At 64.8% G+C, this 26,078-nt stretch carries 31 protein-coding genes; 12 read left to right on the top strand and 19 right to left on the bottom strand.

What is annotated here, in order from left to right:
* Nucleotides 1-63 precede the first annotated feature (63 nt).
* Both BLV07_RS20520 and BLV07_RS20525 read left to right on the top strand, forming a co-directional pair.
* Complete coding sequence (locus tag BLV07_RS20520; protein WP_091888905.1) at nt 64-900, top strand: DUF72 domain-containing protein; 837 nt, start codon at nt 64-66, stop codon at nt 898-900.
* A gap of 8 nt (nt 901-908) precedes the next feature.
* Nucleotides 909-1,370, top strand: coding sequence for a DUF488 domain-containing protein (locus tag BLV07_RS20525; RefSeq protein ID WP_091888907.1), 462 nt, complete (start codon nt 909-911; stop codon nt 1,368-1,370).
* Between the two features lie 141 nt (nt 1,371-1,511).
* Here the strand turns inward: BLV07_RS20525 and BLV07_RS20530 are convergent, their stop codons facing one another.
* The 6 genes from BLV07_RS20530 to BLV07_RS20555 form a co-directional block, all read right to left on the bottom strand.
* The gene (locus BLV07_RS20530) at nt 1,512-2,426 is read right to left on the bottom strand and encodes a PhzF family phenazine biosynthesis protein (RefSeq protein WP_091888909.1); all 915 of its coding nucleotides are present in this window, start codon (nt 2,424-2,426) and stop codon (nt 1,512-1,514) included.
* A 174-nt stretch (nt 2,427-2,600) separates the two neighbouring features.
* Entirely contained in the window at nt 2,601-3,908 is a 1,308-nt protein-coding gene (locus BLV07_RS20535; RefSeq protein WP_091888911.1) for an adenylate/guanylate cyclase domain-containing protein, read from the bottom strand.
* Between the two features lie 30 nt (nt 3,909-3,938).
* Complete coding sequence (locus BLV07_RS20540) at nt 3,939-5,102, bottom strand: ABC transporter permease (protein WP_091888913.1); 1,164 nt, start codon at nt 5,100-5,102, stop codon at nt 3,939-3,941.
* A gap of 12 nt (nt 5,103-5,114) precedes the next feature.
* Complete coding sequence (locus BLV07_RS20545; RefSeq protein ID WP_091888915.1) at nt 5,115-6,047, bottom strand: ABC transporter ATP-binding protein; 933 nt, start codon at nt 6,045-6,047, stop codon at nt 5,115-5,117.
* On the bottom strand, nt 6,044-6,832 hold the full coding sequence (locus tag BLV07_RS20550; protein WP_091888917.1) for an HlyD family secretion protein: 789 nt from the start codon (nt 6,830-6,832) through the stop codon (nt 6,044-6,046). The genes BLV07_RS20545 and BLV07_RS20550 overlap by 4 nt, the downstream gene beginning before the upstream one ends.
* Complete coding sequence (locus tag BLV07_RS20555; protein WP_091888919.1) at nt 6,829-7,524, bottom strand: TetR/AcrR family transcriptional regulator; 696 nt, start codon at nt 7,522-7,524, stop codon at nt 6,829-6,831. The genes BLV07_RS20550 and BLV07_RS20555 overlap by 4 nt, the downstream gene beginning before the upstream one ends.
* Nucleotides 7,525-7,632: 108 nt before the next feature.
* Between BLV07_RS20555 and BLV07_RS20560 the strand changes: the two genes are divergently transcribed.
* The 3 genes from BLV07_RS20560 to BLV07_RS20570 are packed head-to-tail and all read left to right on the top strand — an operon-like array spanning nt 7,633 to nt 8,864.
* Nucleotides 7,633-7,968 carry an ArsR/SmtB family transcription factor gene (locus BLV07_RS20560; RefSeq protein ID WP_091888921.1) on the top strand — a complete coding sequence of 112 codons (336 nt, stop codon included), beginning with the start codon at nt 7,633-7,635 and terminating at the stop codon, nt 7,966-7,968.
* Complete coding sequence (locus tag BLV07_RS20565; protein WP_091888923.1) at nt 7,965-8,438, top strand: SRPBCC family protein; 474 nt, start codon at nt 7,965-7,967, stop codon at nt 8,436-8,438. The genes BLV07_RS20560 and BLV07_RS20565 overlap by 4 nt, the downstream gene beginning before the upstream one ends.
* Nucleotides 8,439-8,450: 12 nt before the next feature.
* Nucleotides 8,451-8,864, top strand: coding sequence for a GFA family protein (locus BLV07_RS20570; protein WP_091888925.1), 414 nt, complete (start codon nt 8,451-8,453; stop codon nt 8,862-8,864).
* A gap of 105 nt (nt 8,865-8,969) precedes the next feature.
* Here the strand turns inward: BLV07_RS20570 and adhP are convergent, their stop codons facing one another.
* From adhP to BLV07_RS20625, 11 genes are all read right to left on the bottom strand, one after another.
* Nucleotides 8,970-9,995 carry an alcohol dehydrogenase AdhP gene (gene adhP / locus BLV07_RS20575; protein WP_091888927.1) on the bottom strand — a complete coding sequence of 342 codons (1,026 nt, stop codon included), beginning with the start codon at nt 9,993-9,995 and terminating at the stop codon, nt 8,970-8,972.
* A gap of 142 nt (nt 9,996-10,137) precedes the next feature.
* The gene (locus tag BLV07_RS20580; RefSeq protein ID WP_091888929.1) at nt 10,138-10,548 is read right to left on the bottom strand and encodes a DUF2000 family protein; all 411 of its coding nucleotides are present in this window, start codon (nt 10,546-10,548) and stop codon (nt 10,138-10,140) included.
* A 174-nt stretch (nt 10,549-10,722) separates the two neighbouring features.
* Entirely contained in the window at nt 10,723-11,112 is a 390-nt protein-coding gene (locus BLV07_RS20585; RefSeq protein ID WP_091888931.1) for a DUF4189 domain-containing protein, read from the bottom strand.
* Between the two features lie 208 nt (nt 11,113-11,320).
* Nucleotides 11,321-12,925 carry an NTP transferase domain-containing protein gene (locus BLV07_RS20590; protein ID WP_091888933.1) on the bottom strand — a complete coding sequence of 535 codons (1,605 nt, stop codon included), beginning with the start codon at nt 12,923-12,925 and terminating at the stop codon, nt 11,321-11,323.
* Nucleotides 12,922-13,623, bottom strand: coding sequence for an XdhC family protein (locus BLV07_RS20595; protein WP_091888935.1), 702 nt, complete (start codon nt 13,621-13,623; stop codon nt 12,922-12,924). The genes BLV07_RS20590 and BLV07_RS20595 overlap by 4 nt, the downstream gene beginning before the upstream one ends.
* 2 nt (nt 13,624-13,625) lie before the next feature.
* A complete protein-coding gene (locus BLV07_RS20600) occupies nt 13,626-13,949 on the bottom strand; it encodes an XdhC family protein (protein ID WP_008564652.1) in 324 nt (107 codons plus the stop codon).
* 10 nt (nt 13,950-13,959) lie between these two features.
* Nucleotides 13,960-15,162, bottom strand: a complete 1,203-nt coding sequence (locus BLV07_RS20605) for a vWA domain-containing protein (RefSeq protein WP_091888937.1) — start codon at nt 15,160-15,162, stop codon at nt 13,960-13,962.
* Nucleotides 15,163-15,302: 140 nt separating this feature from the next.
* Entirely contained in the window at nt 15,303-16,226 is a 924-nt protein-coding gene (locus BLV07_RS20610) for an AAA family ATPase (RefSeq protein ID WP_091888939.1), read from the bottom strand.
* A gap of 62 nt (nt 16,227-16,288) precedes the next feature.
* The gene (locus BLV07_RS20615) at nt 16,289-17,095 is read right to left on the bottom strand and encodes an FAD binding domain-containing protein (protein WP_091888941.1); all 807 of its coding nucleotides are present in this window, start codon (nt 17,093-17,095) and stop codon (nt 16,289-16,291) included.
* A 31-nt stretch (nt 17,096-17,126) separates the two neighbouring features.
* Nucleotides 17,127-17,612, bottom strand: a complete 486-nt coding sequence (locus tag BLV07_RS20620; RefSeq protein WP_091888943.1) for a (2Fe-2S)-binding protein — start codon at nt 17,610-17,612, stop codon at nt 17,127-17,129.
* A gap of 135 nt (nt 17,613-17,747) precedes the next feature.
* Nucleotides 17,748-18,194, bottom strand: a complete 447-nt coding sequence (locus BLV07_RS20625) for an SRPBCC family protein (protein ID WP_091888945.1) — start codon at nt 18,192-18,194, stop codon at nt 17,748-17,750.
* A gap of 168 nt (nt 18,195-18,362) precedes the next feature.
* Between BLV07_RS20625 and BLV07_RS20630 the strand changes: the two genes are divergently transcribed.
* The 3 genes from BLV07_RS20630 (at nt 18,363) to BLV07_RS20640 (ending at nt 21,042) form a co-directional block, all read left to right on the top strand.
* Entirely contained in the window at nt 18,363-19,718 is a 1,356-nt protein-coding gene (locus BLV07_RS20630; RefSeq protein ID WP_091888947.1) for a 3-carboxy-cis,cis-muconate cycloisomerase, read from the top strand.
* Between the two features lie 37 nt (nt 19,719-19,755).
* Nucleotides 19,756-20,538, top strand: coding sequence for a 3-oxoadipate enol-lactonase (gene pcaD / locus BLV07_RS20635; RefSeq protein ID WP_091888949.1), 783 nt, complete (start codon nt 19,756-19,758; stop codon nt 20,536-20,538).
* Nucleotides 20,539-20,649: 111 nt separating this feature from the next.
* Nucleotides 20,650-21,042, top strand: a complete 393-nt coding sequence (locus BLV07_RS20640; protein ID WP_091888951.1) for a carboxymuconolactone decarboxylase family protein — start codon at nt 20,650-20,652, stop codon at nt 21,040-21,042.
* On the opposite strand, the gene BLV07_RS20645 is transcribed toward BLV07_RS20640, so the two are convergent.
* Both BLV07_RS20645 and BLV07_RS47675 read right to left on the bottom strand, forming a co-directional pair.
* On the bottom strand, nt 21,004-21,528 hold the full coding sequence (locus BLV07_RS20645) for a hypothetical protein (protein ID WP_091888953.1): 525 nt from the start codon (nt 21,526-21,528) through the stop codon (nt 21,004-21,006). The two genes, BLV07_RS20640 and BLV07_RS20645, sit on opposite strands and share 39 nt — an antisense overlap.
* A 190-nt stretch (nt 21,529-21,718) precedes the next feature.
* Nucleotides 21,719-21,880: a hypothetical protein gene (locus BLV07_RS47675; RefSeq protein WP_164934786.1), complete on the bottom strand. Its 162-nt coding sequence runs from the start codon at nt 21,878-21,880 to the stop codon at nt 21,719-21,721.
* A 269-nt stretch (nt 21,881-22,149) separates the two neighbouring features.
* Between BLV07_RS47675 and BLV07_RS20650 the strand changes: the two genes are divergently transcribed.
* From BLV07_RS20650 to BLV07_RS20665, 4 genes are read left to right on the top strand one after another with little or no spacing between them, the layout of a single operon-like run.
* Complete coding sequence (locus BLV07_RS20650) at nt 22,150-23,067, top strand: ABC transporter permease subunit (protein WP_091888955.1); 918 nt, start codon at nt 22,150-22,152, stop codon at nt 23,065-23,067.
* 24 nt (nt 23,068-23,091) lie between these two features.
* Entirely contained in the window at nt 23,092-24,393 is a 1,302-nt protein-coding gene (gene livM / locus BLV07_RS20655; protein ID WP_091888957.1) for a high-affinity branched-chain amino acid ABC transporter permease LivM, read from the top strand.
* Nucleotides 24,390-25,223, top strand: a complete 834-nt coding sequence (locus BLV07_RS20660) for an ABC transporter ATP-binding protein (protein WP_091888959.1) — start codon at nt 24,390-24,392, stop codon at nt 25,221-25,223. The genes livM and BLV07_RS20660 overlap by 4 nt, the downstream gene beginning before the upstream one ends.
* Nucleotides 25,220-25,963, top strand: a complete 744-nt coding sequence (locus BLV07_RS20665) for an ABC transporter ATP-binding protein (protein WP_091888961.1) — start codon at nt 25,220-25,222, stop codon at nt 25,961-25,963. The genes BLV07_RS20660 and BLV07_RS20665 overlap by 4 nt, the downstream gene beginning before the upstream one ends.
* Nucleotides 25,964-26,078: the final 115 nt, after the last annotated feature.

Genomic DNA, 26,078 nt, shown 5'->3' on the forward strand with positions numbered 1-26,078 from the left:
AGACGGGACGGGCCAACTGGCCAATCACAACTGGTTTGATTAGGATGAGGTCCCTCCCCGTCGATGCGAGATCCTTCCGTGGCCAAAGCAAAAACCGCGTCCAAAAAATCCGGCAACATCTTCATCGGCATCGGCGGCTGGACCTTCGAGCCCTGGCGCGGCGTGTTCTATCCGGAGAAGCTGACGCAGGCCAAGGAGTTGTCCTACGCGGCCTCGAAGCTGACCTCGATCGAGATCAACGGCACCTATTACGGCTCGCAGAAGCCGGAGAGCTTTCGCAAATGGGCAAGCGAAGTGCCCGAGGGATTCGTGTTCTCGGTAAAGGGCCCACGCTTCGCCACCAACCGCCGTGTGCTCGCCGAGGCCGGCGATTCCATCAAACGGTTCTACGATTCCGGCGTGCTGGAGCTCGGCGACCATCTCGGGCCTGTGCTGTGGCAGTTCGCGCCGACCAAAAAATTCGACGGCGCCGATTTCGGCAAGTTCCTCGAGCTACTGCCGCGCAAGCTCGAAGGCCGCGCGCTGCGCCATGTCGTGGAAGTGCGCCATGACAGCTTCTGCACGCCTGACTTCGTCGCGCTGATCCGCGAATTCGAGACGCCGGTGGTGTTCGCCGAGCACGGCAAATATCCGGCGATTGCCGACGTCGCCGGCGATTTCGTCTATGCGCGGCTTCAGAAGGGCAATGACGAGATCAAGACCTGCTATCCGCCGAAGCAGCTCGATGCCTGGGCTGAGCGCTTTCAGGCCTGGGCGTCGGGAAGCGAACCCGACGACCTCCCGAAAGTCGACAAGGCCAAGCCGACGAAGGAGCCACGCGACGTGTTCGCCTACGTCATCCATGAGGGCAAGGTGCGCGCGCCGCACGGTGCCATGGAACTGATTGCGCGGGTGAGCTGAGGTCTCCCATGGCAAAGGCGAAGAAGCTGTTCACCATCGGTTATGAGCAGACGCCGCCCAAAGCCGTGCTGGACGAGCTGGAACAGGCCGGCGTCAAGCTCGTGGTCGACGTGCGCGCGGTAACGTCCTCGCGGCGGCCGGGCTTCTCCAAGAAGCAGTTGTCCGCGGGCCTCGATCAGCGCGGTATCGCCTATGTCCACCTCGCCGCGCTCGGCACGCCCAAGGAAGGCCGGCTCGCTGCGCGCAGCGGGCAGTACGATGTGCTGGAAAAGATCTGTTCAAAGCACCTGAAGACGCCGCAGGCGCGAGAAGAGATGGACGAGCTCTCGGCGTTGGTGAAGAAGGCCGGCCCCGTATGCCTTCTCTGCTACGAGCGCGACCACACCCACTGCCACCGCCAGATGATTGCGGAGATCATCGAGGAGCGCGATGGCGTGGCGGTGAAGAATTTGGCGGGACGGCAGGTGTAGCCACGCGGCAGGTGTAGCCACACCGTCATTCCGGGGCGCGCGCAGCGCGAACCCGGAATCCATTAAGCCAAGGAGTTGGTGGATGAATGGATTCCGGCCTCAGCGCTTCGCGCTGTCCCGGAATGACGAGTGGAGAGCGCCCTAGCCCTCTCCCGCCAACCGAAACGTCCCCTCCATCATCTGCACGCAGCTGCCGCCGACATGGGCCGAGATGATCTTTCCCTCCTGCTTGCGCACCCGCGTCAGCAGCAGGCTCGGCCGGCCCAAGTCAAAGCCCTGACCGACCGTGAGCTTCAATTCGCCGTCGCGCGCGGGGTCAAGATCGGCGAACAGCGCGGCGGCCGCGACCGTGGCGCTGCCGGTGGCAGGGTCCTCGGCGAGACCGCCGGCACCGCGCATGAACATCCGCGCTTGAAGCTCGCAAGGCGCCTCCGCCGCGGGCACATCGCGCGTATAGAACCAGGCCGAGACTGCGCCGTCGCGCGGAAATATCCTGCCGAAGGCCGCCGCGTCGGACCTCGCCCGCTTGAGCGCATCGCGCGAATGCAGCTCGATCACCAAAAATGGCGTTCCAACACCGACGACCTGCGGCGCGTGACGGTCGACCCTGATATCCTCCGCGCTGAGCGAGATGCAGCTCGCGGCATCCGCGGCAGACAGTTGCGACAACCGCGCCAGCGGCTGCGGCGCGGTGAGCTCGGTGCTCACCACCCGGCCCTGCTCCCGCCGAATGTCGACCGGCACGAGCCCGGCCTTCTCTTCGAACAGCAAGCGCGGCTTCGGCTCCTTGGTGATCGTCGCCAGCACGAAAGCCGTGCCGACATTTGGATGACCCGCGAAGGGCATCTCCCTGACCGGGGTGAAGATGCGCACCTCGGCATCATTCGCCTTGTCACGCGGCGGCAGCACGAAGGTCGTCTCGGAATAGTTGAACTCGGTGGCGATCGACTGCATCTGCCGAGTGGAGAGCCCGCCGGCATCGAGCACCACGGCGAGCTGATTGCCGCCGAAGGCGCGGTCGGTGAACACATCGACGGTGATGTAGCGGCGCTGCATCTTTCACTTCCCCATGCAAGTCGCGGCCGCAACCGGCCGCATCGCCGGCAAGTCTACAGGCCGGCGACATCGCCCGTCATGCCCCAAAATTCGGAGCAATCGGAGCATTCGCGCGAGGGAGTCAGAAGCGGAAGAGTGGGCGCGGCCTTGCCTACGCCCCGTTCTAGACAGCGCTCACCCCAGCTGAAACACCGCGACCGGCCGCTCATAGCCGCGCACCTCGACCTCGCCGAGCGCGACGGCATCGCTGCCGTCGTCTCCCAGTGCCTCGCGCACGGACTCGGAGATCAGGAGCTGGGAGCCGAGCTCCTTGTTCAGCGCCTCCAGGCGCGAGGCGAAGTTCACGGTGTCGCCGATGACCGTGTATTCCTTGCGCCGGGGCGAGCCAATATTCCCGGCGACGACCTCGCCGAAATGGATGCCGATGCCGATCCGCAGCGGCCAGCTCGTCTGCGCGTTGATGCGGTCCATCGCCGTCAGCATCTCGCGGCCCGCAGCGACCGCGCGGTGCGCGGCATCGGAGGCCTCCAGCGGCGCGCCGAACAGCGCGAGAAAGCCGTCGCCCAAAAATTTGTTTACGATACCGCCGTGGCGGTCGAGGATATCGACCAATACGGCGAAGGCGCCGTCGAGCCGGTCGACCACCTCCTGAGGCGTGCGCGACTGCGCACCGGCCGTGAAGCCGCGGAAATCGACGAACATCACCGCGACGCGGCGGAGATCACCGCTTGCAGTCGTGCCCGCCGCCATCAGCCGTTCCACCACCTGCGGCGAGACGTGCTGGCCGAACAGATTGGTCACCCGGTCGCGCGCGGTGGTCGCCGCAATGCTCGCGGCAAATTGCCGCCGCAGCTGCGCGCCGACGGCGCCCGCCAGCACGCCGCAGATCAGGATGACGATGCTGCGCACGGCGTGGAAATAGATCAGGGGTTCGTCGGCCTCGCTCGCCGCATTGTAATACAGCGCGACTGCCAGAAGCCCGGCTGCGGCCACGAAACCCGTGAAGGTTGAGAGCCAGAAATCGAGCCGCAGGGTCGAGAGAATGACGAAGATGAAGTACATCAGCGGCACGGCGAAGCCGAGCGCCTGGCTCGCGCCCATGGTCCGGATCTGGAGGATGAGGATCACGGTGGGCAGCGACGTCTCGATCAGCGTGCCGAGATAGCGCCTGATCACCGGCAGGTCGCGATCAAGGCGGAGATTCCTCCTGATCTGGGTGTGGACCCAGACCTCGAACAGGATGAAGCCGACCAGAAGGCCGTAGATCTCGATGAGCCCTTCCGTTCCGCGCCAGACCCGGTTCACGACAGCAGGATCGATCAGGTAGATCGTAGTGAGGAACAACATCATGACGCAGCCCGTCATGATCAGCGCGCGCACCCGCAACAGCTCGGTGCGCAGCACCTCCCGCGTCAGCTCGCGCTCGAAATCCTCCGATAGCACAGCATGCTGCCGGGCTTTCCTGCTTGCAAACCTGACCATTTCAGCCCTCGATTCCGGGGGCATTGTGCCTCAATCCAGCGTACGGCGGAAGCGCGTCACGGCGATGGTCATGGCGAGCAGCATCAGGGCCGCCAGCGCCAGCGTATCGAAGCGCAGGTTCTGCATGGTCGCGCCCTTCAGCATGATGGCGCGGACGATGCGCAGGTAATGGGTCAGCGGCAGGGCCTCGCCGACATATTGCGCCCAGGCCGGCATGCCCGCGAACGGGAACATGAAGCCGGAGAGCAGGATGCTGGGCAGGAAGAACATCATCGACATCTGCATGGCCTGAAGCTGGTTCTGCACCAGCGTCGAGATGGTGTAGCCGATCGACAGATTGGTGGTGATGAACAGCGTCGAGAGCAGCGCCAGCAGGAACAGATTGCCGAGCACGGGCACGCCGAACAGGCCGACACCGATGCCGATGATGAGGAAGGCCTGCACGAAGCCGACCAGGACGTAAGGCACGATCTTGCCGAACATCACCTCGACCGGCTTGATCGGCATCGACAACAGGCTCTCCATGGTGCCGCGCTCGACCTCGCGCGTGACCGACAGCGCGGTGAAGATCAGCATGGTCATGGTGAGGATGGTGCCGACCAGGCCCGGCACGATGTTGAGGCTGGAGGCCGCGGCCGGGTTGTAGCGGGCATGCGCGCGGATCTCGAACGGCATCTCCGGGGGATCGCCGATGTAGAGATCGTGCTTGAGCGCGGTCTGCACCACCATGCCGAGCGAACCGATCGCCGAGCTCGCCGCAACGGGATCTGTGGCGTCGGCCGCGACCAGCAGCGCCGGCCTGTCGCCGCGCCGCACCGCCCGCTCGAAGCCGCGCGGGATCTCGACGCCGAACAGCACCTTGCCCGATTTCAGCAGATTGTCGAAATCTTCGACGTCGTGCACTTCATAGAGGAAGCGGAAATAGGCGGTGTTCTCCAGCGCCTTCAGGATCGAGCGGGCGAGATCGGAATCCTCCTGGAGCAGCACCGCGCTCGGCAGATTGTGGGGCGTGGTATTGATGGCGTAGCCGAACAGCATGAGCTGCATCACCGGCAGCATCACGATCATCGCGAACGAGACGCGATCTCGCCTCAGTTGGATGAACTCCTTAATCAGCATCGCATAGGAGCGTCTCCAGAAGCCAAAGCGCTCCCGGATTTCGTGCTGTGGCGCGGGATGATCGACAACGCTCATTGGACATTGTCCTTACTGGAAATTGTCCTTGGAATGGCTCATCAGCTCGATGAACACGTCTTCGAGCGATGGCGACGATTTCTGCCAGTCCAGGCCGCTCTTCTCGCGCCACGGCCCGATGCTGGCTTCGAGCGCGGCGACGTCGCGCCCCGAAACATGCAGCGAGGTGCCGAACGGCGCCACCATGTCGATGCCGGGCTTGCCGGTGAGCTCGGCCGCGAGCCCATTCAGGTCTTCACCTGTGACAGTGTAGGTGGTGAGCGCGGATTTGGCGATCACCTGCTCCACCGTGCCATGAGTCAGGAGATGGCCATAGGCGATGTAGGCGATCTCGTGACAGCGCTCGGCCTCGTCCATGTAGTGAGTCGAAACCAGCACGGTAAGGCCGTCGGCGGCGAGCGCGTGGATCTCGTTCCAGAAGTCGCGCCGCGCCTTGGGATCGACGCCGGCGGTCGGCTCGTCGAGCAGCAGGAGTTGCGGATTGGGCAGCGTGCAGGCCCCGAGCGCCAGGCGCTGCTTCCAGCCGCCGGAGAGCTCACCCGCGAGCTGCTCCTCACGGCCGGAGAGCCCGAGCCGTTTGATCATGTCGCGCGCAGCGCCACGCGCGTCAATGAGGCCATAGAGCCGCGCGACGAATTCGAGGTTCTCACGCACCGAGAGGTCCTGGTACAGGCTGAAGCGCTGGGTCATGTAGCCGACCTGGCGCTTGATCTTTTCGGCATCGCGGCGGATGTCGTAGCCGAGGCAGGTGCCCTCGCCGCTGTCGGGCGTGAGCAGGCCGCAGAGGATGCGGATGGTCGTGGTCTTGCCCGAGCCGTTCGGCCCGAGGAAGCCGTAGATCGAGCCGCGCTTCACCTGCATCGACAGATCGTGCACGACCTCGCGGCCCCCAAACGACTTGGTCAGGCCCTTGACGTCGATCGCGATGCCGTTGCCGCCGCTCATCGCTTGTCCGCCACCGGTGTCTTCGGATTGAGGTAGACGTCGATCGGCTGTCCGACGCGCAAGGCGTCGGGGCGCGAGGGCCGCGCCTGGATCAGGTAGACGAGCTTGTTGCGCTCATCGAGGCTGTAGATGACGGGCGGGGTGTATTCGGCCGAAGTCGCGATGAAATAGATCTTTGCGGTGAGATCGGCCGCGCAATTATCGCAAACGATCCGCACCGTGTCGCCGATGGCAAGCTTCGGCAGCTCGGCCTCCGGCACAAAAAAGCGCAGCTTCATGTTGCCGGGCGGCATGATCGAGAGCACCGGCCGCTGCGCCGCCACCATCTCGCCCTCGCGAAAATAGATCTGCTGGATGGTGCCGGCGACCGGCGCAAAGCCCTTGCGCCGCGCCATCCGCGTCTCCGACGTCGCCACCCGCGCTTGCGCGACGCGCAAGGCGGACACGGCGGAGTCCAGATTGGCCTGCGTGCCTGAGCCAGTCTTGTTCAGCGAAGCTGCGCGATCATAGGTTTGCTGCGCATTCGCCAGCGTCGCCTTGTTCTGGTTGAGATCGGCAAGCTGGAGATCGTCGTCGACGGAATAGAGGTGATCGCCGACCTTGACTTCGTCCCCCTCGCGGACATTGAGCTTGGTCACCCGGCCGGCTTCGTCCGGGCTGACGAAGATCATGTCCGCCTCGACCCAGCCCTGGAAGCCGGGATCGCGCTTCTCGTTGCAGGCTACAAGCGCGGTTGCGAGCACGACGGCCAATGCAAATCTAAAAATCGCTCGTGACGACCTCATGTCGTCCTCCGTTCGCCAAAAATCAAATCGAGATGAACGCGCAGCATGTCCTGCGCGTCGAGCGGCGCATGCCGCACAAAAAGGCTCTGCCAGATCACCGCGATCATCGCGGGCGCGACCAGGATCTGTGGATAGCGCGCGAGGTCCTTCTCCCGAATCTCGCCGCGGGCGATGCCGAGCTCGATCAGCGCGCGCATGGCGGCAATCCCGCGCGAGACCACTTCGCGATAGTAGAAGTCGGCAACGGACGGAAAGCGCGGCCCCTCCGCCACGATCAGGCGCACGAGGTCGCCGCGCCTGGTGCCGATGACCTCCTTCAGGAAGTTGCCGGCGAAGGCCTCTATCAGGTCGCGCACCGAGCCCACCGGCGGCGGCAGCGCCGTGAGGCGCGTGACCACCGGCACGATGACAATGCGCACCAGCTCCTCGAACATCGATTCCTTGTCCTTGAAGTGCAGGTAGATCGTGCCCTTGGCGACACCGGCGCGCTTGGCGATGTCGTCGAGCCGCGTCGCGGCAAAGCCGCGCGTGATGAACTCGTCCATCGCCGCCTCCACGATCGCTGCACGCCGCTCCGCGGCCCGGGCGGCGCGGTTTGACACGCGGGCCTCGGCGTCAGCGCCGGCTTCGGGTGCGTGGCTCCCGGCTCGGGCCACGGATGCAATCGCTGTTCTGGCGGGCTTCTTCGTCATTTGCTATTTATGACTGACTAGTCAGTCATTGTCAATCAATGAAGAAATCGAGGTTGGCACGACAAATTAGTGTTTACTAATGAATTAGCAGATGCTAATGTGTTTCTCATGATGGAAGTCACCACCAACCCCGTAACCGCCGTGATGCGCGCCCTCGCCGACCCAACGCGCCGCGCCGTGTTCGAACGCGTCTTCGACAGCAGGGAAATCAGCGTCGCCGAGCTGACACGCGGCAGCGGCGTGACCCAAGGCGCGATCTCGCAGCACCTGAAATCCCTCAAGCAAGCCGGCCTCGTCGCCGAGCGCGCCGAGGGCCGCAATGTCTACTACCGCGCCGCGCCGCAAGGCCTCGAGCCGCTGGTCACCTGGATGGACCATTACGGCGTGTTCTGGCGCGAGCGCTTCCAGAACCTGCGTGACCTCTTGAAGGAGATCGATCAGTGAGTGCAGCCGAGTTGAAAGCCGAGACCCAAGACAACATCCGGGACATCGTCATTGACGAAGTGCTCCCTCATGCGCCGGAGACGATCTGGAAGGCGCTGACCAGTGCCCAGTTGATCGCGCGCTGGCTGATGCAGCCGACCGGCTTCGAGGCGATTGAAGGCAACACCTTCACATTCCAGACCACCCCGGGCGGCGCCTGGGACGGCGTCATTCATTGCCGGGTTCTCGAGGTCGTGGCCAACCGGCGCCTCGTCTACGCCTGGAAGGGCGGCGATGAGCGCAACACCGGTTACGGCGCGCCGCTCGACACTGTCGTGACGTGGTCCCTCACCCCGGTCGAAGCCGGCACGCGGATCCGCCTGGTCCATGCGGGCTTCGTGATGCCCAGGAACGAGTCGGCCTACAACGTGATGAGCGGCGGCTGGAAGAAGGTCGTCAGACAGCTCGACGAGATCAGCGGCGAGAAGTGAGGAGATATCGCGATGGACAAGCCCTTTACTGGCGGCTGCGCCTGCGGCGCGATCCGCTATTCGATTGCCGGCGAGCCGCTGTTCAGCAACCACTGTCAATGCCGGGACTGCCAGCGGGAAAGCGGCAGCGGCCATGGCTCGTACGCGACGTTCGCGCGCGCCGGCCTCACGCTGACCGGTGAAGCGAAGCATTGGGACATGGTCGCTGACAGCGGCAACGTGAAGACGCGCGGCTTCTGCACACAATGCGGCGTGCCTGTGTACATGACCTTCGCGGCACAACCCGGCGTCTTCACGATCCGCGCCGCAACCCTCGACGAGCCCGCCCGCTACAAGCCGCAGGCGGTCACTTTCGCCGCGCGCGGCTATGACTGGGATCGCCTCGACGCCAGCCTGATAAAGTTCGAAGGCATGCCGCCGGGGTGAGATGCTAAAGCGCGATGAGATTGGGATGAATCGTCATCGCGCTTTAGGTTATTGTTTGAGCATGATCTTTTCGGAAAACCGCTTCGCACTTTTCCGGATCATGCTTTAGCCAAAATCCAGCACCATGCGGCCGTCGATCTTGCCGGCCTTCATGCGGTCGAAGACGTCGTTGATTTGCGTGAGCGGCACCTTCATCACCTCGGCCTTGACCTTGCCATCCGCGGCAAACGCGATGGCTTCGTCGAGATCGCGCCGTGTGCCGACGATCGAGCCGCGCACGGTGATGCGCTTGAGCACGACATCGAAGATCGGCGTCGGGAATTCGCCCGGCGGCAGGCCGACGAGGCTGACGGTGCCCTTGCGGCGCACCATCTTCAGCGCCTGGGCGAACGCTGCGGTCGAGACCGCCGTCACCAGCACGCCATGCGCCCCGCCCCCGGTTGCCGCAAGAACATTGTCCACGGCCCCTGCGGCGAGTGCGTTGACCGCGAGATCGGCGCCGGCCTCACGTGCGAGCGCGGGCTTGTCCTCGGCGATATCGACCGCCGCGACCTTGAGCCCCATCGCCTTGGCGTACTGAATTGCGACATGGCCGAGCCCGCCGACGCCTGAGATCACGACCCACTCGCCGGGTCGCGCCTCGGTCTCCTTCAATCCCTTGTAGGTGGTGACACCGGCGCAGAGGATCGGCGCAATGGCCGCGAAATCGACGCTCGCCGGCAGCTTTGCGGCGAAGGCGGCCGAGGCGATGACATATTCGGCGAAGCCGCCGTTCACGCTGTAGCCGGTGTTGTGCTGGTGCTCGCACAGCGTCTCCCAGCCGGTCTCGCAATATTCGCATGACATGCATGCATCGTGCAGCCAGGCCACGCCCACGGCATCGCCGACCTTCAGATTCTTCACGCCGGACCCGACCGCGGCGACGATGCCGGCTGCTTCATGGCCGGGAATGAAGGGCGGCACCGGCTTCACCGGCCAGTCGCCGGACGCCGCGTGCAGATCGGTGTGACAGACGCCACAGGCCTTCACCTTGACCAGAACCTCTCCCGGACCGGGCTGCGGCACCAGCACGTCCTCGATCACCAGCGGCTTGCCGAATTGTCTGACAATTGCGGCTTTCATGGTCGGCATCGGTCTGCTCCTTTGCATTACAGACGCAGACTAGCGATACCGAGAGGTCCTCCTTTGATGGGCGTCAAACAGCACAAACTTTGCGCAACCCGATCGCCATCACGACATCCCGATGACGGCACGACATGACACGCCTGCGGCCTCAGCTATGGAACTTGAGGCCGTCGATAATCTTGTCGATCACCTTGCGCTCGGCGCGCATCGCGATGCCGACGAGATTGAGGTCGGTGCGCATCACCGCCCTCACCACTTCGCGATTGGCGGCGTCATGCGTCGTCTTGAACATGTCCTCGGTATAGACCGCCGGCTTGACGTTGCGCGTCAGCGCCCGGTCGAGCGCGCGCGATAATGCCGGAGCATCGGCGCCATAGATCAGGATCGGCTGGCCGATCAGCGCATGATATTTCGTGCCCGAGGCGTCCTCATAGGCTTCGCCGATGCATTCCGGAAAGGCCGCGGCAATGCCGCTCGTCAGGAAAGACGCGACGTTGAGCTTCTGCCAGGCCTGAAGATCGGTGCGGATCACGACAGCGATCTTGGTGTCGAACTGCATGTATATTCCTAGATGTCATTCCGGGCGCGCCACTTGGCGCGAGCTCTGATGCGCTGCGCATCGAGAATCCATCGCGTCCCAAAGTCGGGGGAGGATCGATGCTCAGGTCCGCGCACCGCGCGGTACCGTTGCATCGCCCCGGAATGACAGCAAGAGGAATCAGCGCTCGAAGGATCAACCCTTGGCGTCGCAGGCCCAGGCGCGGATCACGCATTCCTTGCCGCCATATTTGTAGCATTCGCGCGTGGCGGCATTGAGCGAGTCCGAAATCTTCGGCTTGACGGCAAAGCCATAAGCGCCGCAGGGATTGGCGAGATCGACCGACATCGCAGCGCAGGCGCGCTTCATCGTCACGGTCGTGCAATCGCCCTTGCATTGTTTCTGTGCCGCGGCGCGCGCCTCGTGCTCGGCGCCGTAATCATAGGCCTGGCCATACGCGCCGCACTTGCCGACCGCAATAGCGCCCGCTGCGTGGGCTTCGGTGATGTAACGGGCGCCGGAGACACAAACCGACAGCGCAAAGAAAAACATCGCGCAACGGCGCGCGACGACGTTCGAAGCCATGGAAAAACCCCTCCCCCCAAGGCAGGTGGAGGGGACTCTAAGCGGGGGTCGTTTCCACTTGGTGAACGGGTGGTTGAAATCGGGGGGTGAGAGATGCCGTAGGAAGGTGCCGTAGGGTGGGCAAAGCGCAGCGTGCCCACCAACTGTCGATCGCAACGAAGAGATGGTGGGCACGGCGCTACGCGCCTTTGCCCACCCTACGGCAGCATCATCCGCGTCTTGCCGCTTCCAGCGCCTGCGGGGTGTCGATGTCGAGGAAGGCGCTCTCGCCATCGACGGGCACCTCGGCCACGGCCTCCGTGTGCTTGGCGATCAGATGCCGCGCGCCGATGTCGCCGTCGAGGGTCAACAACTCCTTGAAGAAGCGGCGCGACCACAGCACGGGGTTGCCGCGGCGGCCTTCGCTGACGGGCACGACGATGAGGTTGCCGCGGTCGGGTGCAAAGCCGTCGATGAGGCGGTCGATCAGACCGGCGTCGATCAGCGGCATGTCGCCGAGGCACACCAGGGCGCCGTCGCAGGTCTCGGGCACGGCGGCGATGCCGGCCTTGACCGAGCTTGCGATGCCGCCGGCGAAATCCGGGTTGCGGACGAACTTGACCCTCAAGCCTTGCAGCGCCTGCTCGACCAGCTCGGCCTGGTGGCCGGTGACGACGATCACCTCGGATGCCCTGGAAGCCAATGCCTGTTCGGTGGCAATTCGCACCAGCTTCTTGCCGTTGAACTCCGCGAGCAGCTTATTCGATCCACCCATCCGCGTGGAGCGGCCGGCCGCCAGAACGATGGCGGCGACCTGGCTGTTGCCCTCGGTCTCGGGTTTTGCGCGCGGCTGCGGCCGCGTCACGATCTCCATCAGGAGGCCGCCGACGCCCATGCCCATCAGCTCGGACCGCGTCACCTTGATGCCGGCGAGCAGCCGCATCAGCACCCAGTCAAAACCGTTCTCGACCGGCGAGCGCGCGCAGCCCGGCGCACCCAGCACCGGCACCTCGCCGGCACGGGCGATCAGCAGCAGATTGCCCGGATCGACAGGCATGCCGAAATGCTCGATCTCACCACCGATGCCGGTGACGGCCGCCGGGATCACGTCGCGGCGGTCGGCGATGGCGGATGCGCCGAACACGATCACGAGTTCGGCGCCAAGACCCAGCAACTCCTTGATCGCAGCCGACAGCGCCTGCTCCTCATGCGGAACCCGCCGCTCGGCGATGATGCTGGCGCCGGCCGGCGCGAGCCGCTCGGCGGTAACACGCAGCGTCTTGTCGATCACCTTGGATGACAGGCCCGGCAGCAGCGTCGAAACCACGCCGACGCGCTGGATCACGTAAGGCGCGATTCTGAGCACATCCTTGCCGGCCGCCTTGACCGCGGCATCGCGCAAACTCTCGTCGACGCCGAACGGGATGATCTTGACGGTGCCGACCATCTCGCCCTCGACCACCGGCTTGTAGGCGGCGAGCGTGGCAAAGGTGATGGCCTCGTCGACATTGTTGATGCGATCAACTGCGGCGCGGTCGATCACCAGAACGCCTGCGCGCGCGGCAAACAGGTTGGCGCGGCCGGTGAAGGCGCGCTCGACATGGATGCCCTCGCCGCCGACGGCAAGCGCGATGCTGGCGGCCGCAACGTCCTCGGAAACGTCGCCGGCCTCCATGCGCACCACCACAATATCTTTGATCCCAGCGCGCTCCAGCGCCTCGACCTCGGCGGGGCCGATCGTCGTGCCTTTCTTGAGCACCAGCGGCCCCTGGCGCAGGGTGTGAACGGTCACCCCGCCGATCGCATCCTTCGGGCTCGCCGGGCCGAACTTCATGCCGCTTCTTCTTTTTCTTTCGGAGGCAGCCGCAGCACCGCCGTGATCTCGGCCATGATCGCGACCGCGATCTCGGACGGAGAAACCGCGCCGATCGCAAGGCCAATGGGCGCGTGGATGCGTGCGATGTCGCTTTCCTTGGCGCCCTGCGCCCGCAGCCGGTCGCCGCGCTTGGCGTGTGTCTTCCGCGAGCCGAGCGCGCCGATGTAGAAGCAGTTGCGCTCGAAGGCGTGCAGCAGCGCGGGATCGTCGATCTTGGGATCGTGCGTCACCGCGACGAAGGCGGTGTAGGCATCGACATTGAGCGGCGGCAGCGCCGTGTCGGGCCATTCCGCGACGAGCGGAATGTCGGGGAAGCGCTCGGGGCTCGCAAAGGCCGTACGGGGATCGATGACCGTGACGTCGTAGCCGAGCGAGCGTGCCAGCGGCGCCAAGGCCTGGCTGATATGCACCGCGCCGATGATGACGAGCTTGGCGGTCGGCGCATAGACGTTGAGGAACAGCTTCTTGCCGCCAGCCTCGACATTGGCGCTCTTGCCCATGCGAAGCTGCTTGTCGAGTTCTGCGTGCAGCGGATCCTTGGCAAAGTCATTCGCCTTCACCAGGCGCTGTTCGCCGCTCTCGGTGTCCGTCACCAGAATCACCGGCCGGCGCGCGGCGCGCTCGGCGTTGAGTTCGTGCAGGATCGCGAGCTTCACGGCTAACCCACCTTCTCGACGAAGACGCGGATGGTACCGCCGCAGGACAGCCCGACATTCCAGGCGGTCTCGTCGGCAACGCCAAACTCCAGCATCTTGGGCTTGCCGCTCTCGATCACGTCCATGGCCTCGGTGACCACGGCGCCCTCGACGCAGCCGCCGGAGACGGAGCCCAAGAACGTGCCCTCGTCGTTGATGACGAGGCTCGAGCCCGCCGGGCGCGGCGCCGAGCCCCAGGTCTCCACCACGGTGGCGAGCGCAACACCACGGCCGGCCTTTTGCCAGTCCTCCGCTGCCTTCAGAATATCCTCGTCGCGATCGAGCATGGCTGGCCTCTCAAGCTGCGGAGCGGATCAGGCTGCGGTGATGCGGCGGCAGCGGCCGGGAGAGCGTGGTGATCAGCTCCTGGATCGAACTCAAATTATGTACCGGGCGGAATTCGTCAACGTGGGGCAGCATCATTTTGATGCCCTGCGCCTTGGCCTCGAAACCGCTGAACCGGAGCAGCGGGTTCAGCCAGATCAGCCGCCGGCAGGAGCGATGCAGCCGGTCCATCTCGAAGGCCAGCTTGGAATCGGCCTCCCGCTCCAGCCCGTCTGAGATCAGCAGCACGATGGCGCCCTGGCTCAGAACGCGCCGTGCCCACAATTTGTTGAAGTTGTGCAGCGATGCCGAGATCCGCGTACCGCCGGCCCAATCCTCGACCGAGGCCGAGCAGCTTGCCAGCGCCTCGTCGGGGTCGCGCTGGCGCAGGGCGCGGGTGACGTTGGTCAGCCGGGTACCGAACAAGAACACCGAGACGCGCTTGCGCGCATCGGTGATGGCATGCAGGAAATGCAGGAACAGGCGGGTGTATTCGCTCATCGAGCCCGAGATATCGAGCAGCGCGACGATCGGCGCGGGCTTCTCGATGCGCCCAAGGCGATGGATGTCGATGATGTCGCCGCCGGTTCGTAAAGATGCGCGCAGCGTGCGGCGCAGGTCGAGCCGAAGGCCGCGCGGATCGGGGCGTTGCCGGCGCGTCAGGAGCTCGGCCTGCGGCAGGTGCATCCGCTCGACGGCGCGGAGCGCCTCGGCGATCTCGGCCGCGCTCATCTGCGCAAAGTCCTTCTTCTGGAGGATCTCCTTGTCGGAGACCGACAGGCGCAGATCCTGCTCCTGGTGCTGCGGCGTCTCCGTCATGCGCGGCTGCGACATCGCCTCCTGCACACGGCGGGAGCCTGCCTGCGGCTTCTTCCTGGCCTGCTCCGGCAGCGGCACCGAATCCAGCATGTGCTTCCATTCTTCCGAGGCGCGGAAGAACAGGTTGAAAGCCTGCTTGAAGATCAGCGCATGCTCGTGGCGCTTGACGAAGATCGCCTCAAGCGTGGTGAAGACATCGGCGCGACTGCCGATGTCGATCACCTGGAGCGCGCTCATGGCGTCGATGGCGGCGCCCGGTCCGACCGGCATGCCAGCTGCACGCAGCGCGCGGGCAAAGCCGACGATGTTGTCGGCGAACTGCTCGGTTTGCTCCGGGGCAAGGTGATTGATGGCCATGGTTCAACGCTCTCAGTGGTCATTCCGGGGCGCGACGCAGTCGCGAACCCGGAATCCATTCCTCCCCGTCGCCGCTGCACGATGGATTCCGGGTTCGGCTACGCGCCCCGGAATGACGAGTTAGTTATGACGCACGCGCGTCAATTCTCGCTCGTCGCGTCCTTCAGTACCTTCTGCAAGGCATCGCCCTGCATCCGCGTGATGTCGTCCTGGTATTTGAGCAGTGCGCCCAGCGTATCGCCGACCACTTGCGGGGTCAGCGAGCGGGCGTCGAGCTCCGACAAAGCGGTGGCCCAGTCGATGGTCTCGGCGACGCCCGGCGACTTGTAGAAGTCCTGGTTGCGCAGCGCCTGGACGAAGCGCACCACCTGCTGCGAGAGTTTTGCCGAGATGCCGGGCACGCGCGTCTTCACGATCGCGAGCTCGCGCTCGGCGGCGGGATAGTCCACCCAGTGATAGAGACAGCGCCGCTTCAGCGCGTCGTGGATCTCGCGGGTGCGGTTGGAGGTGATGATGACGATCGGCGGGTGCGGCGCCTTCACGGTGCCGAATTCGGGGATCGTCACCTGGAAGTCGCTGAGGATTTCGAGCAGGAACGCCTCGAACGCCTCGTCGGCGCGGTCGAGCTCGTCGATCAGCAGCACCGGGGGACCGGCAACGTCGGGCTCCAGCGCCTGAAGCAGCGGCCGCTTGATCATGTAGCGGTCGGCGAAGATGTCGCTCGAGAGCTGGTCGCGATCGGTGTCGCCGGCGGCTTCCGCCATCCGGATCGCGATCATCTGCGCGGCACTGTTCCACTCATAGACCGCGGAGGAGACGTCGAGGCCCTCGTAGCACTGGAGGCGGATCAGCTTCCGCCCAAGTGCTGCCGACAGCACCTTTGCGATCTCGGTCTTGCCGACGCCGGCTTCGCCTTCCAGGAACAGCGGCCGGCCCATGCGCAGCGACAGGTAGGTCACCGTGGCCAGCGCTCGCTCGGCAAGGTAGCCGCGCGACGTCAGGAGTTCGAGCATCGCATCGACCGATGCCGGCAAAGCACCGGAAGAATTGGCCGCTGAAGTCATGAAAAAGCCAGTCTCGCTACGCCCTCACCGGGGACAGATTTGGGCCGAGGAATGAGGTCAGCTCATTCCTTGGCATTGGCGGCATCGACGGCGCGACGCGTCAGCACGCCGATGAGATGCGCGCGGTATTCGGCGCTGCCGTGGATGTCGCTGTTGAGGCCTTCCGCCGGCACCGCAATGCCGTCAAGCGCCTTCGCCGAGAAGCGCTTCTTCAAGGCCTCCTCGAACGCGGTAACGCGGAACACGCCTTCGGAGCCCGCACCGGTGACGGCGACGCGCACGTCCGACGGGCGCCGCGCCACGAACACGCCGACCAGCGCGTAGCGCGAGGCCTGGTTGCGGAATTTGATGTAGGCCGCCTTCTTCGGCAAGGGAAACATCACCTTGGTGATGATCTCGTCGGCCTCCAGCGCGGTCGAGAACAGGCCCTGGAAATACTCTTCGGCCTTCAGGCGTCGCTTGTTGGTGACGATGGTGGCCCCTAACGCGAGCACCGCGGCCGGATAATCCGCGGTCGGATCGTTGTTGGCGAGCGAACCGCCGATCGTGCCCTTGTGACGCACGGCGGGATCGCCGATTCCGCCGGCAAGGCTGGCGAGCGCCGGGATCGCCTCGCCGACGACGGCGGAGGCCGCGACCTCGGCGTGCTTGGCGGTGGCGCCGATTACCAGCGAGCGGCCCTTCATCTCGATCGTGTCGAGCCCCTCGATGTGAGAGAGGTCGACCAGATGTGGCGGGCTGGCGAGGCGCTGCTTCATGACGGGGATCAGCGTGTGGCCGCCGGCGATCACCTTGGCGTCTTCGTTCTTCACCAGGAGGTTGGCCGCCTGGCGAACGGTCCCAGGGCGATGATATTTGAATTCGTACATGGGTGTGTCCTGATCGCGGAATGCGCGCGGTTTACGCGAGATCGGATTTGGCCATCGCCTTCGCGCCGGCGGAGATCGAGGCGACGATGTTCTGATAGCCGGTGCAGCGGCAGAGATTGCCCTCCAGCTCTTCGCGGATGGTGTTGTCGTCGAGCTCATGGCCCTTGCGATGCACGATGTCGATCGCGGTCATGATCATGCCGGGCGTGCAGAAGCCGCACTGGAGCCCATGATGCTCGCGGAAGGCCTCCTGCATCGGATGCAGCGGCGCGCCATCCGCGGCCAGTCCCTCGATCGTCTTGACCTCGTGGCCGTCGGCCATCACCGCCAGTGTGGTGCAGGACTTCACAGCCTTGCCGTCGAGATGCACGACGCAGGCGCCGCACTGCGAGGTGTCGCAGCCGACATGCGTCCCGGTCAGCCGCAGATTCTCGCGCAGGAACTGCACCAGGAGGGTGCGGGGATCGACGTTGGCCGTGACTGGATTGCCGTTCACGATGAGGGAGATTTTTGCCATAAGCACTCTCTATCAGCGCCCCGACGGGTCCCATCGAAGCGGTTCTTATAATTATTCCAACCCATCATATGGGCCATTATGCCCGGGGGCAACATCACCCCGGACGCAAGGCGCCATGCCGAAAGGCGATAGCCTTCAGCCCTGTACCGCCTTGGCGAAGTTTGCGAAAAATTCGTCGGCCAGCTTCTTGGCAGCGCCGTTGATCAGGCGCTGGCCGAGCTGCGCCAACTTGCCGCCGATCTGCGCCTCGACGTCGTAGGAGAGCAGCGTGCCGCCGTCCTTCTCCGCGAGCTTGACGGCCGCGCCGCCTTTGGCGAAGCCGGCCACCCCGCCCTCACCCTCACCGGAGATTTTGTAGCCATTGGGCGGGTCGAGATCGGACAGCATGACCTTGCCCCTGAAACGCGCGGATACCGGGCCGACCTTCATTTTCGCCGTTGCGCGAAAGCCGCCGTCTTCAGTTTTCTCCAGCTCTTCGCAGCCGGGAATGCAGGCCTTCAGCACCTCGGGATCGTTGAGCTTGTCCCACACGGCCTCGCGCGATGCCGCAAGCTGGACTTCGCCGTTCATCGTCATGGCCATGGGTGCCTCCCGGATCGCACAACTATAATGCTGTTCAAGTAACGCACGGAGGCCGTAAAGGAAAGGGCGGGCCCCGGTCACGTGCAATGCATATTCGCAACTGCAAAAAGCTGCGCCGATAGTTTGGGATTGGCACAGGCGGGCCATGGTGGTTAGGTCCCGCATAATATGAGCACATCCCTCTCCCCCCTGCTCGCGCCGATGCTGTCGAGCGCAGCCATGCGCGCGGTCTGCGACGACCGGTCGACCCTTCAGAACATGCTCGATTTCGAGGCAGCCCTGGCACGGGCCGAGGCCGCCACAGCTGTGATTCCCGCATCCGCGCTGGGGCCGATCGCGTCCGCCTGCAAGGCTGATGCCTTTGATATGGCAGCCCTGGCCGAGGCCGCAACGCGATCAGGTAATCTCGCGATTCCCCTGGTCAAGGCACTGACCGCCAATGTCGGAAAGGCCGATGCGGAGGCCGCGCGTTACGTGCATTGGGGCGCGACCAGTCAGGACGTCATCGATACCGCAACCATGCTCACGCTGCGCGCCGGCATCGATGCGCTGGACGCCGACCTCAGCCGCGCCATCAAGGGTTTTGCCGCGCTGGCGCGAGCCCATCGCGCCACCGCGATGGTAGCGCGGACCTGGCTCCAGCACGCGCTGCCGATGCCGTTCGGCCTGAAGGCCGCCGAATACGCCGCAAGCCTTGGCCGCGCCCGCTGCCGCCTCAGGCGGCTCTCCCGCGAGGGCCTCGCGCTGCAATTCGGCGGCGCCGCCGGCACGCTCGCCGCGCTCGGCGATAAGGGACTCGCGGTCGCCGAACGGCTGGCGCAGGAGCTCAACCTGCCGCTGCCGGAGGCGCCCTGGCACACCCATCGCGACCGCATCGCGGAAGCCGCCTCCTGCTTTGCAATTCTCGCCGGCAGCTGCGGCAAGATCGCGCGCGACATCTCGCTGCTGATGCAGACCGACGTCGCCGAAGCGTTCGAACCCGCCGGCGAAGGCCGCGGCGGCTCCTCGACCATGCCGCACAAGCGCAACCCGGTCGCCGCCGCCAGCGCGCTCGGCGCTGCGACCATGGCTCCGCAGCTCGCCGCGACGATTTTTGCCGCGCAGGTGCAGGATCATGAGCGCAGTGCCGGCCCCTGGCATGCGGAGTGGCCGACGCTGCCGCAATTGATGCTGGTCACCTCGGGAGCGCTTGCGGCAATCGTCGACATCGCCGAAGGCCTCGACGTCGACGCCGCGCGCATGCGCAGCAATCTCGATGCGACGCATGGCCTGATCATGGCGGAAGCGATCACCTTTGCGCTGGCCGAGAAGATCGGCAAGAGCGATGCGCATCATCTCGTCGAGGCCGCCAGCAAGCGCGCGGTCGCCGAGAAGAAGCATCTGCGCGAGGTGCTGTCGGCTGATTCGCTCGTCACTGCTCATCTGCCGCCCGAAAAAATTGCGGCATTGTTCGATCCGATGGCCTATCAAGGAGCTTCCCAAGCCCTGATCGACCGGCTGCTCGACAGCCTCGACCGCGAATAAGAACCGCAATTACGACCAAATACGACGGAGACGCCGCATGCCCATGATCGATGCCGACGGATGCCTGCTCAACGTCTCCGTCGAGGGCCGCGACGGCGGACCGACCTTGATGCTCTCCAACTCGCTCGGCTGCACGCTTCAGATGTGGGAGCCGCAGATGAAGGCGCTGACGCAGGTGTTCCGCGTCATCCGTTACGACCGCCGCGGCCACGGCAAATCGAACGTGCCGCCCGGTCCATACACGATGGAGCGCTTCGGCCGCGACGTGCTCGCGATCCTCGACGATCTCAACATCGAGAAGGTGCATTGGTGCGGCCTATCGATGGGTGGCATGGTCGGACAATGGCTGGGCGCCAACGCGCCGGAACGCTTCGGCAAGATCGTCCTCGCCAACACCTCCTGCTATTATGCCGAGCCGACCAAATGGCTGGAGCGCATCGACGCCGTGAAGAAGGGCGGCATCGCGGCGGTCGCGGATGCCGTGATCGCGGGCTGGCTGACCCAGGACTTCCGCGAGCGCGAGCCCGAGATCACCGCCAGAATGAAGTCGATGCTGCTCGCCTCCCCCGTCGAGGGCTATCTGGCCTGCTGCGAGGCGCTGTCGACGCTGGACCAGCGTGCGCTGCTTCCCAAGATCAAGAGCCCGACGCTGGTGATCGCCGGCCGCCACGACATGGCGACGCCGATCTCGGCAGCCGAAATGATCCGCTCGAACATTCCCGGCGCCAGCATGACCATCATCGACGCCGCCCACATTTCCAACGTCGAACAGCCGCACGCATTTACGGACGCGGTGGTGGGGTTTCTGACACAACGCTGATCTCACAACGCGTCATTGCGAGGAGCGTAGCGACGAAGCAATCCAGACTGTCTCCGCGGACGCATTTCTGGATTGCTTCGCTACGCTCGCAATGACGAAGGAGGAAACACAATGGACGACCAGAACCGCCGCGATGCCGGCATGAATGTACGCCGAAAGGTGCTGGGCAATGCCTGGGTCGACAAGTCGATCGCGGGCCGCAACGCCTTCAACACCGACTTCCAGGACCTGATCACCCGCTATGCCTGGGGCGAGATCTGGACGCGGCCGCATTTCGACGAGCGCACGCGGCGGGTGCTGGTGATCGGCACCATGGTCGCGCTCGGGCAATGGGACGAATTCCGCCTGCATGTGCGCGCGGCGCTTGCCGAGGGCGGCTTCACGCCCGACGACATCAAGGAGATCCTGCTGCAGCAGGCGATCTATTGCGGCGTCCCGGCGGCGAACCACGCCGTGAAGGAAGCCTCAGCGATTGTGCAGGAGCTCGGCCTGCTCAAGACTTAGCGGCGCGGCGGTCTCGACGGTCTTTGGCGCCGTCGCCGGCTTCTCGATCACCACCACGATGGCGGCACCGAGCAAGAGCAGGAGCTCGGTGGCGTGCAGCCGGAGCGCGGCCATCTCGCCGACCTTCGAGGCCATCACCATGCTGGCAAACGAGATCAGGCTGCCGATCGCCAGGGCAATGCCGAGCGCCTCGTCGCTGCCGCCATTCTTCCGCGAGCGGGGGATACAGAGCAGCGCGAGATAGATCACGAAGAACGCCACGACGGTCAGCCGGCCCAGGGCCAGCAGCCAGGCGGCCCGCACCGTGCTCATCCCCGTCACCTCGAGATGGTCGCTGAGGAACAGCGCGACCGCGACGCTCGGCCGCTCATAGAGGCCGTGCACCGGTGCCACCATGATGCTGAAGGCGACGAGGGTCCAGGCCGGGATGAAATAGGCCGCCAGCAGCGCGCCGTTGACCGAGCCGATCCGCCAATTCCTGAACATGCCGCTTCCCGCTTGGTTTGCCGAAGGCCCTCAACGGAAGGCAGCGGCTTTGCCGGAGCTAACTCGCATCAGACTGTGGCGGCAATTTAAACCCTTTGTTTACCTTAACTGCCCGGTGGACCGGGGCGCCCCCAATAAAAAGGCCCCGCCTTACGGCAGGGCCCCTCTTCTCACGCCTGGGCTCCCAAACTTACTTGTCCTGACCCTGTTGCTGACCGGGCCGGTCGCCCTGGCGCATCGGATCCTGCTGTTGCTGTCCGGGTTTCTGCCCGCCGCCCTGCTGCTGCTGAGGGGTACGCTGGCCGGGGTTCTGACTCTGCTGACCCGGATTCTGGTTCTGCTGCTTCGTCATTCGGGGAACTCCCTTGTTGGACGACAGAGGCGAGACAACGGCCGCCCTCCATTTTGGTTGCCCAGGAACCCGGTTCCTCACTGTTCGTGGGAACCGAAGGCGAAAATGACCTCTGTACAAGCCTTGATGTCGAGATCTGGCCAGTTGCAGCCGCCAGTTCCCTCCTGTTACAAAAACCGGAAGAACGCTCAAGGGCTGCCGGGGCCCGAGAAGAAACTTGAGAACTCTCTCTCCCTTTGAGCCGCGTCAGGTTTGGTAAACGGCAGCGCATGGATTATTTCGCCCAGCAGCTCATCAACGGTCTCGTCCTGGGCTCGATCTACGGCCTGATCGCGATCGGCTACACGATGGTCTACGGCATCGTCGGCATGATCAACTTCGCCCATGGTGACATCTTCATGATCGGCGGCTTCATTGCGCTGATCACCTTCCTGATCCTGATCTCGTTCGGCCTCACCGCAATCCCGGTGATCCTGCTCGTGGTTCTCTTGGTTTCGATGGCGATCACCGCGCTCTATGGCTGGACCATCGAGCGTATCGCCTACCGGCCGCTGCGCCATTCCTTCCGCCTCGCCCCGATGCTGTCGGCGATTGGCATGTCGTTCGTGCTGACCAACTACTCGCAAGTGGCGCAAGGCGCCCGCGTCAAGCCGATCCCGCCCTTCATCACCGGCGGCTACACGCTGCATGAGAGCGCGGACGGCTTCGTGATCCAGCTTTCCAACATCCAGATCATGGTGGTCATTACCACCATCGTGCTGCTGGCGATCTTCACCTGGCTGGTCTCGCGCACCCGGCTCGGGCGCGACATGCGCGCCTGCGAACAGGACCAGACCATGGCGGCGCTGCTCGGCGTCAACGTCGACCGCACCATCTCCATGACCTTCGTGATCGGCGCCGCGCTCGCCGCGGTCGCGGGCCTGATGTACCTGCTCTATTATGGCCTGGTCGATTTCTTCATGGGCTTCGTCGCCGGGATCAAGGCCTTCACCGCAGCCGTGCTCGGCGGCATCGGCTCGCTGCCGGGCGCCATGCTCGGCGGGCTTGCGATCGGTCTGATCGAGACGTTCTGGTCGGCCTATTTCTCGGTCGAGTACAAGGACGTCGCGGCGTTCTCGATCCTGATTGTCGTGCTGATCTTCATGCCGACCGGCCTGCTCGGCCGTCCCGAAGTCGAAAAAGTCTGACGCCGCGTGACAGCTCCCTCGACCATGACGGCCAGATCCGCAACGGGCATCCTCTCCCTCCTGAAGACAGCCGTCATCAACGCGCTGGTCGCACTGGTGCTGTTCTCGCTGATGGTCGGTATCCGCACCGAAGCGGGCTCCTCCGGCCAGCTCACCTATTGGACGCGCCTCGGTGAGCTCGCATCCCTCGTCGGCGTCGTGTTCGGCGGCTCGATCGTGATCGAGCTGCTACGGCAATGGATCGGTCCGAGCGGCGCCGAGCGGCTGGTGCCGCCGGCAGTGCAAAACGGAATGTCGTTCGTCGGCCGTTTCCTCGCGCCGGCGCTCCTGATCTTCACCCTGCTGGTGCCCGTGCTCTTCTATGACCAGCGCTACATCCTCGATCTCGCGATCCTCGTGCTCACCTATGTGATGCTGGGTTGGGGGCTCAACGTCGTGGTCGGCTTAGCCGGCCTGCTCGATCTCGGCTATGTCGCCTTCTATGCGGTGGGCGCCTATTCCTATGCGCTGCTCGCCACCAATTTTGGCTGGTCGTTCTGGATCTGCCTGCCGCTCGCCGGCATTCTCGCCGCCCTCTGGGGCGTGATGCTCGGCTTCCCGGTGCTGCGCCTGCGCGGCGACTATCTCGCCATCGTGACACTGGCCTTCGGCGAGATCATCCGGCTGGTCATCATCAACTGGCAGAGCCTAACGGGCGGGCCGAACGGCGTCTCTAGCATTCCGCGCCCTACCCTCTTCGGCATCCCCCTCGACAGCAGCGACGATGGGCTCGCTGCGAAGCTCGGCATCGAGTATTCGGCGACCCACCGCATCGTCTTCCTGTTCTATGTGATCCTGGCGCTGGCGCTCCTCACCAACTGGGTGACGATCCGCCTGCGCCGCCTGCCGATCGGCCGAGCCTGGGAAGCGCTGCGCGAGGACGAGGTCGCCTGCCGCGCGCTCGGCATCAACACCACGACCACCAAGCTCACGGCGTTCGCGACGGGCGCCATGTTCGGCGGCTTCGCCGGCGCGTTCTTCGCCACGCGCCAGGGCTTCATCAGCCCGGAATCCTTCACCTTCCAGGAATCGGCGCTGGTGCTCGCCATCGTCGTGCTCGGCGGCATGGGTTCGCAGCTCGGCGTCGCGCTTGCAGCGCTCGCCATGATTGGCGGCTTCGAGCTGTTCCGCGGCCTCGAAACCTATCGCATGCTGGTGTTCGGCATGGCGATGGTGCTGATCATGATCTGGCGGCCGCGCGGCCTGATCGGTCACCGCGCGCCGACCGTGTATCTGACCAAAGCGCAGGCGATCTCCTCCGACCTCGTCAAGGAAGGGCACGGATGAGCGGCGACAAGATTCTCAGCGTCGACCGGCTCACCATGCGCTTCGGCGGCATCGTCGCCGTGCAGGACCTGTCGCTCTCGGCTGAGCGGAAGAAGATCACCGCACTGATCGGACCGAACGGCGCCGGCAAGACCACCGTCTTCAACTGCATCACCGGCTTCTACAAGCCGAGCGGCGGCACCATCCGCCTCACCCACGACGACCGCAAGGTCATCGCGCTGGAGCGGCTCAACGATTTCCGCATCGCCAAGCGGGCCAAGGTCGCGCGCACCTTCCAGAACATCCGCCTGTTTCCCGGCATGACCGCGCTGGAGAACCTGATGGTGGCGCAGCACAACCCATTGATGCGCGCCTCCGGCTTCACCCTCCTTGGTCTCCTCGGTGTCCCCGCCTACCGCGACGCCGAAAAGCGCGCGATCGATCTCGCCACCGACTGGCTCAGGCGGGTCAATCTGCTCGACCGCGCCGACGACGCTGCCGGCAATTTCGCCTATGGCGATCAGCGCCGGCTCGAGATCGCGCGCGCCATGTGCACCGAGCCCGCGCTGTTGTGCCTGGACGAACCCGCGGCCGGCCTCAACGCGCGCGAGAGTGCCGCCTTGAGCGAACTCCTGCTCTCGATCCGCGACGAGCTCGGCACCTCGATCCTGCTGATCGAGCACGACATGTCGGTCGTGATGCAGATCTCCGACCACATCGTGGTGATGGACCATGGCGTCAAGATTGCGGAAGGATCCCCGCGCGAAGTCCGTGACGACCCCAAGGTGATCGCCGCCTATCTCGGCGCCGACGAGGACGAGGCGGTGGCCGTGATGGAGAGCGGGACGTGACGTCGGCGCCCACTCCCTTGCTCGCGATCCACGGTCTTCGTGCCGCTTACGGCAAGATCGAGGCGCTGAAGGGCGTCGATGTCGAGATCAATGCCGGCGAGATCGTTGCCCTGATCGGCGCCAATGGCGCCGGCAAGTCGACGCTGATGATGACGATCTTCGGCAAGCCGCGCGCCCGCGCCGGCCAGATCCTGTACGAAGGTCGCGACATCACCGACGTTCCCACCCACGAGATCGCGCATTTGCGCATCGCGCAATCGCCGGAAGGCCGCCGCATCTTCCCGCGCATGAGCGTTGCGGAAAACCTCCAGATGGGGGCGGATGCCACCGGATGCACCGATGCGGAGCGCGAGGCGACGCTGCAGCGCGTGTTCACGCTGTTTCCGCGGCTGAAGGAACGCTTTGCCCAGCGCGGTGGAACCCTGTCCGGCGGCGAGCAGCAGATGCTGGCAATTGGCCGCGCCCTAATGAGCCGCCCCCGCCTGCTTCTGCTCGACGAACCCTCGCTCGGGCTGGCACCGCTGATCGCCCGCCAGATTTTCGATGCGATCCGCACCCTGAACCGGCAGGACGGCCTGACCGTCCTGATCGTCGAGCAGAACGCCAACCATGCCCTCAAGCTCGCCCATCGCGGCTATGTCATGGTCAATGGCCTGATCACGCTGGCCGGGACCGGCGCCGAGTTGTTGCAGCGCCCCGAGATTCGCGCCGCCTATCTGGAAGGCGGCCGGCACGGCTGACGCTCCCCAAGGGCGACGAAGGGCGAACCACGTGCGGCCCAATTGGGCGAGATATCTCCGCCCACGCCCATATTTTGCCGGTGACTTCTCGGCAATTTCATTCGAGAATAGGACC

The organism is Bradyrhizobium sp. Rc2d (assembly GCF_900099855.1).
Classification (GTDB): domain Bacteria; phylum Pseudomonadota; class Alphaproteobacteria; order Rhizobiales; family Xanthobacteraceae; genus Bradyrhizobium.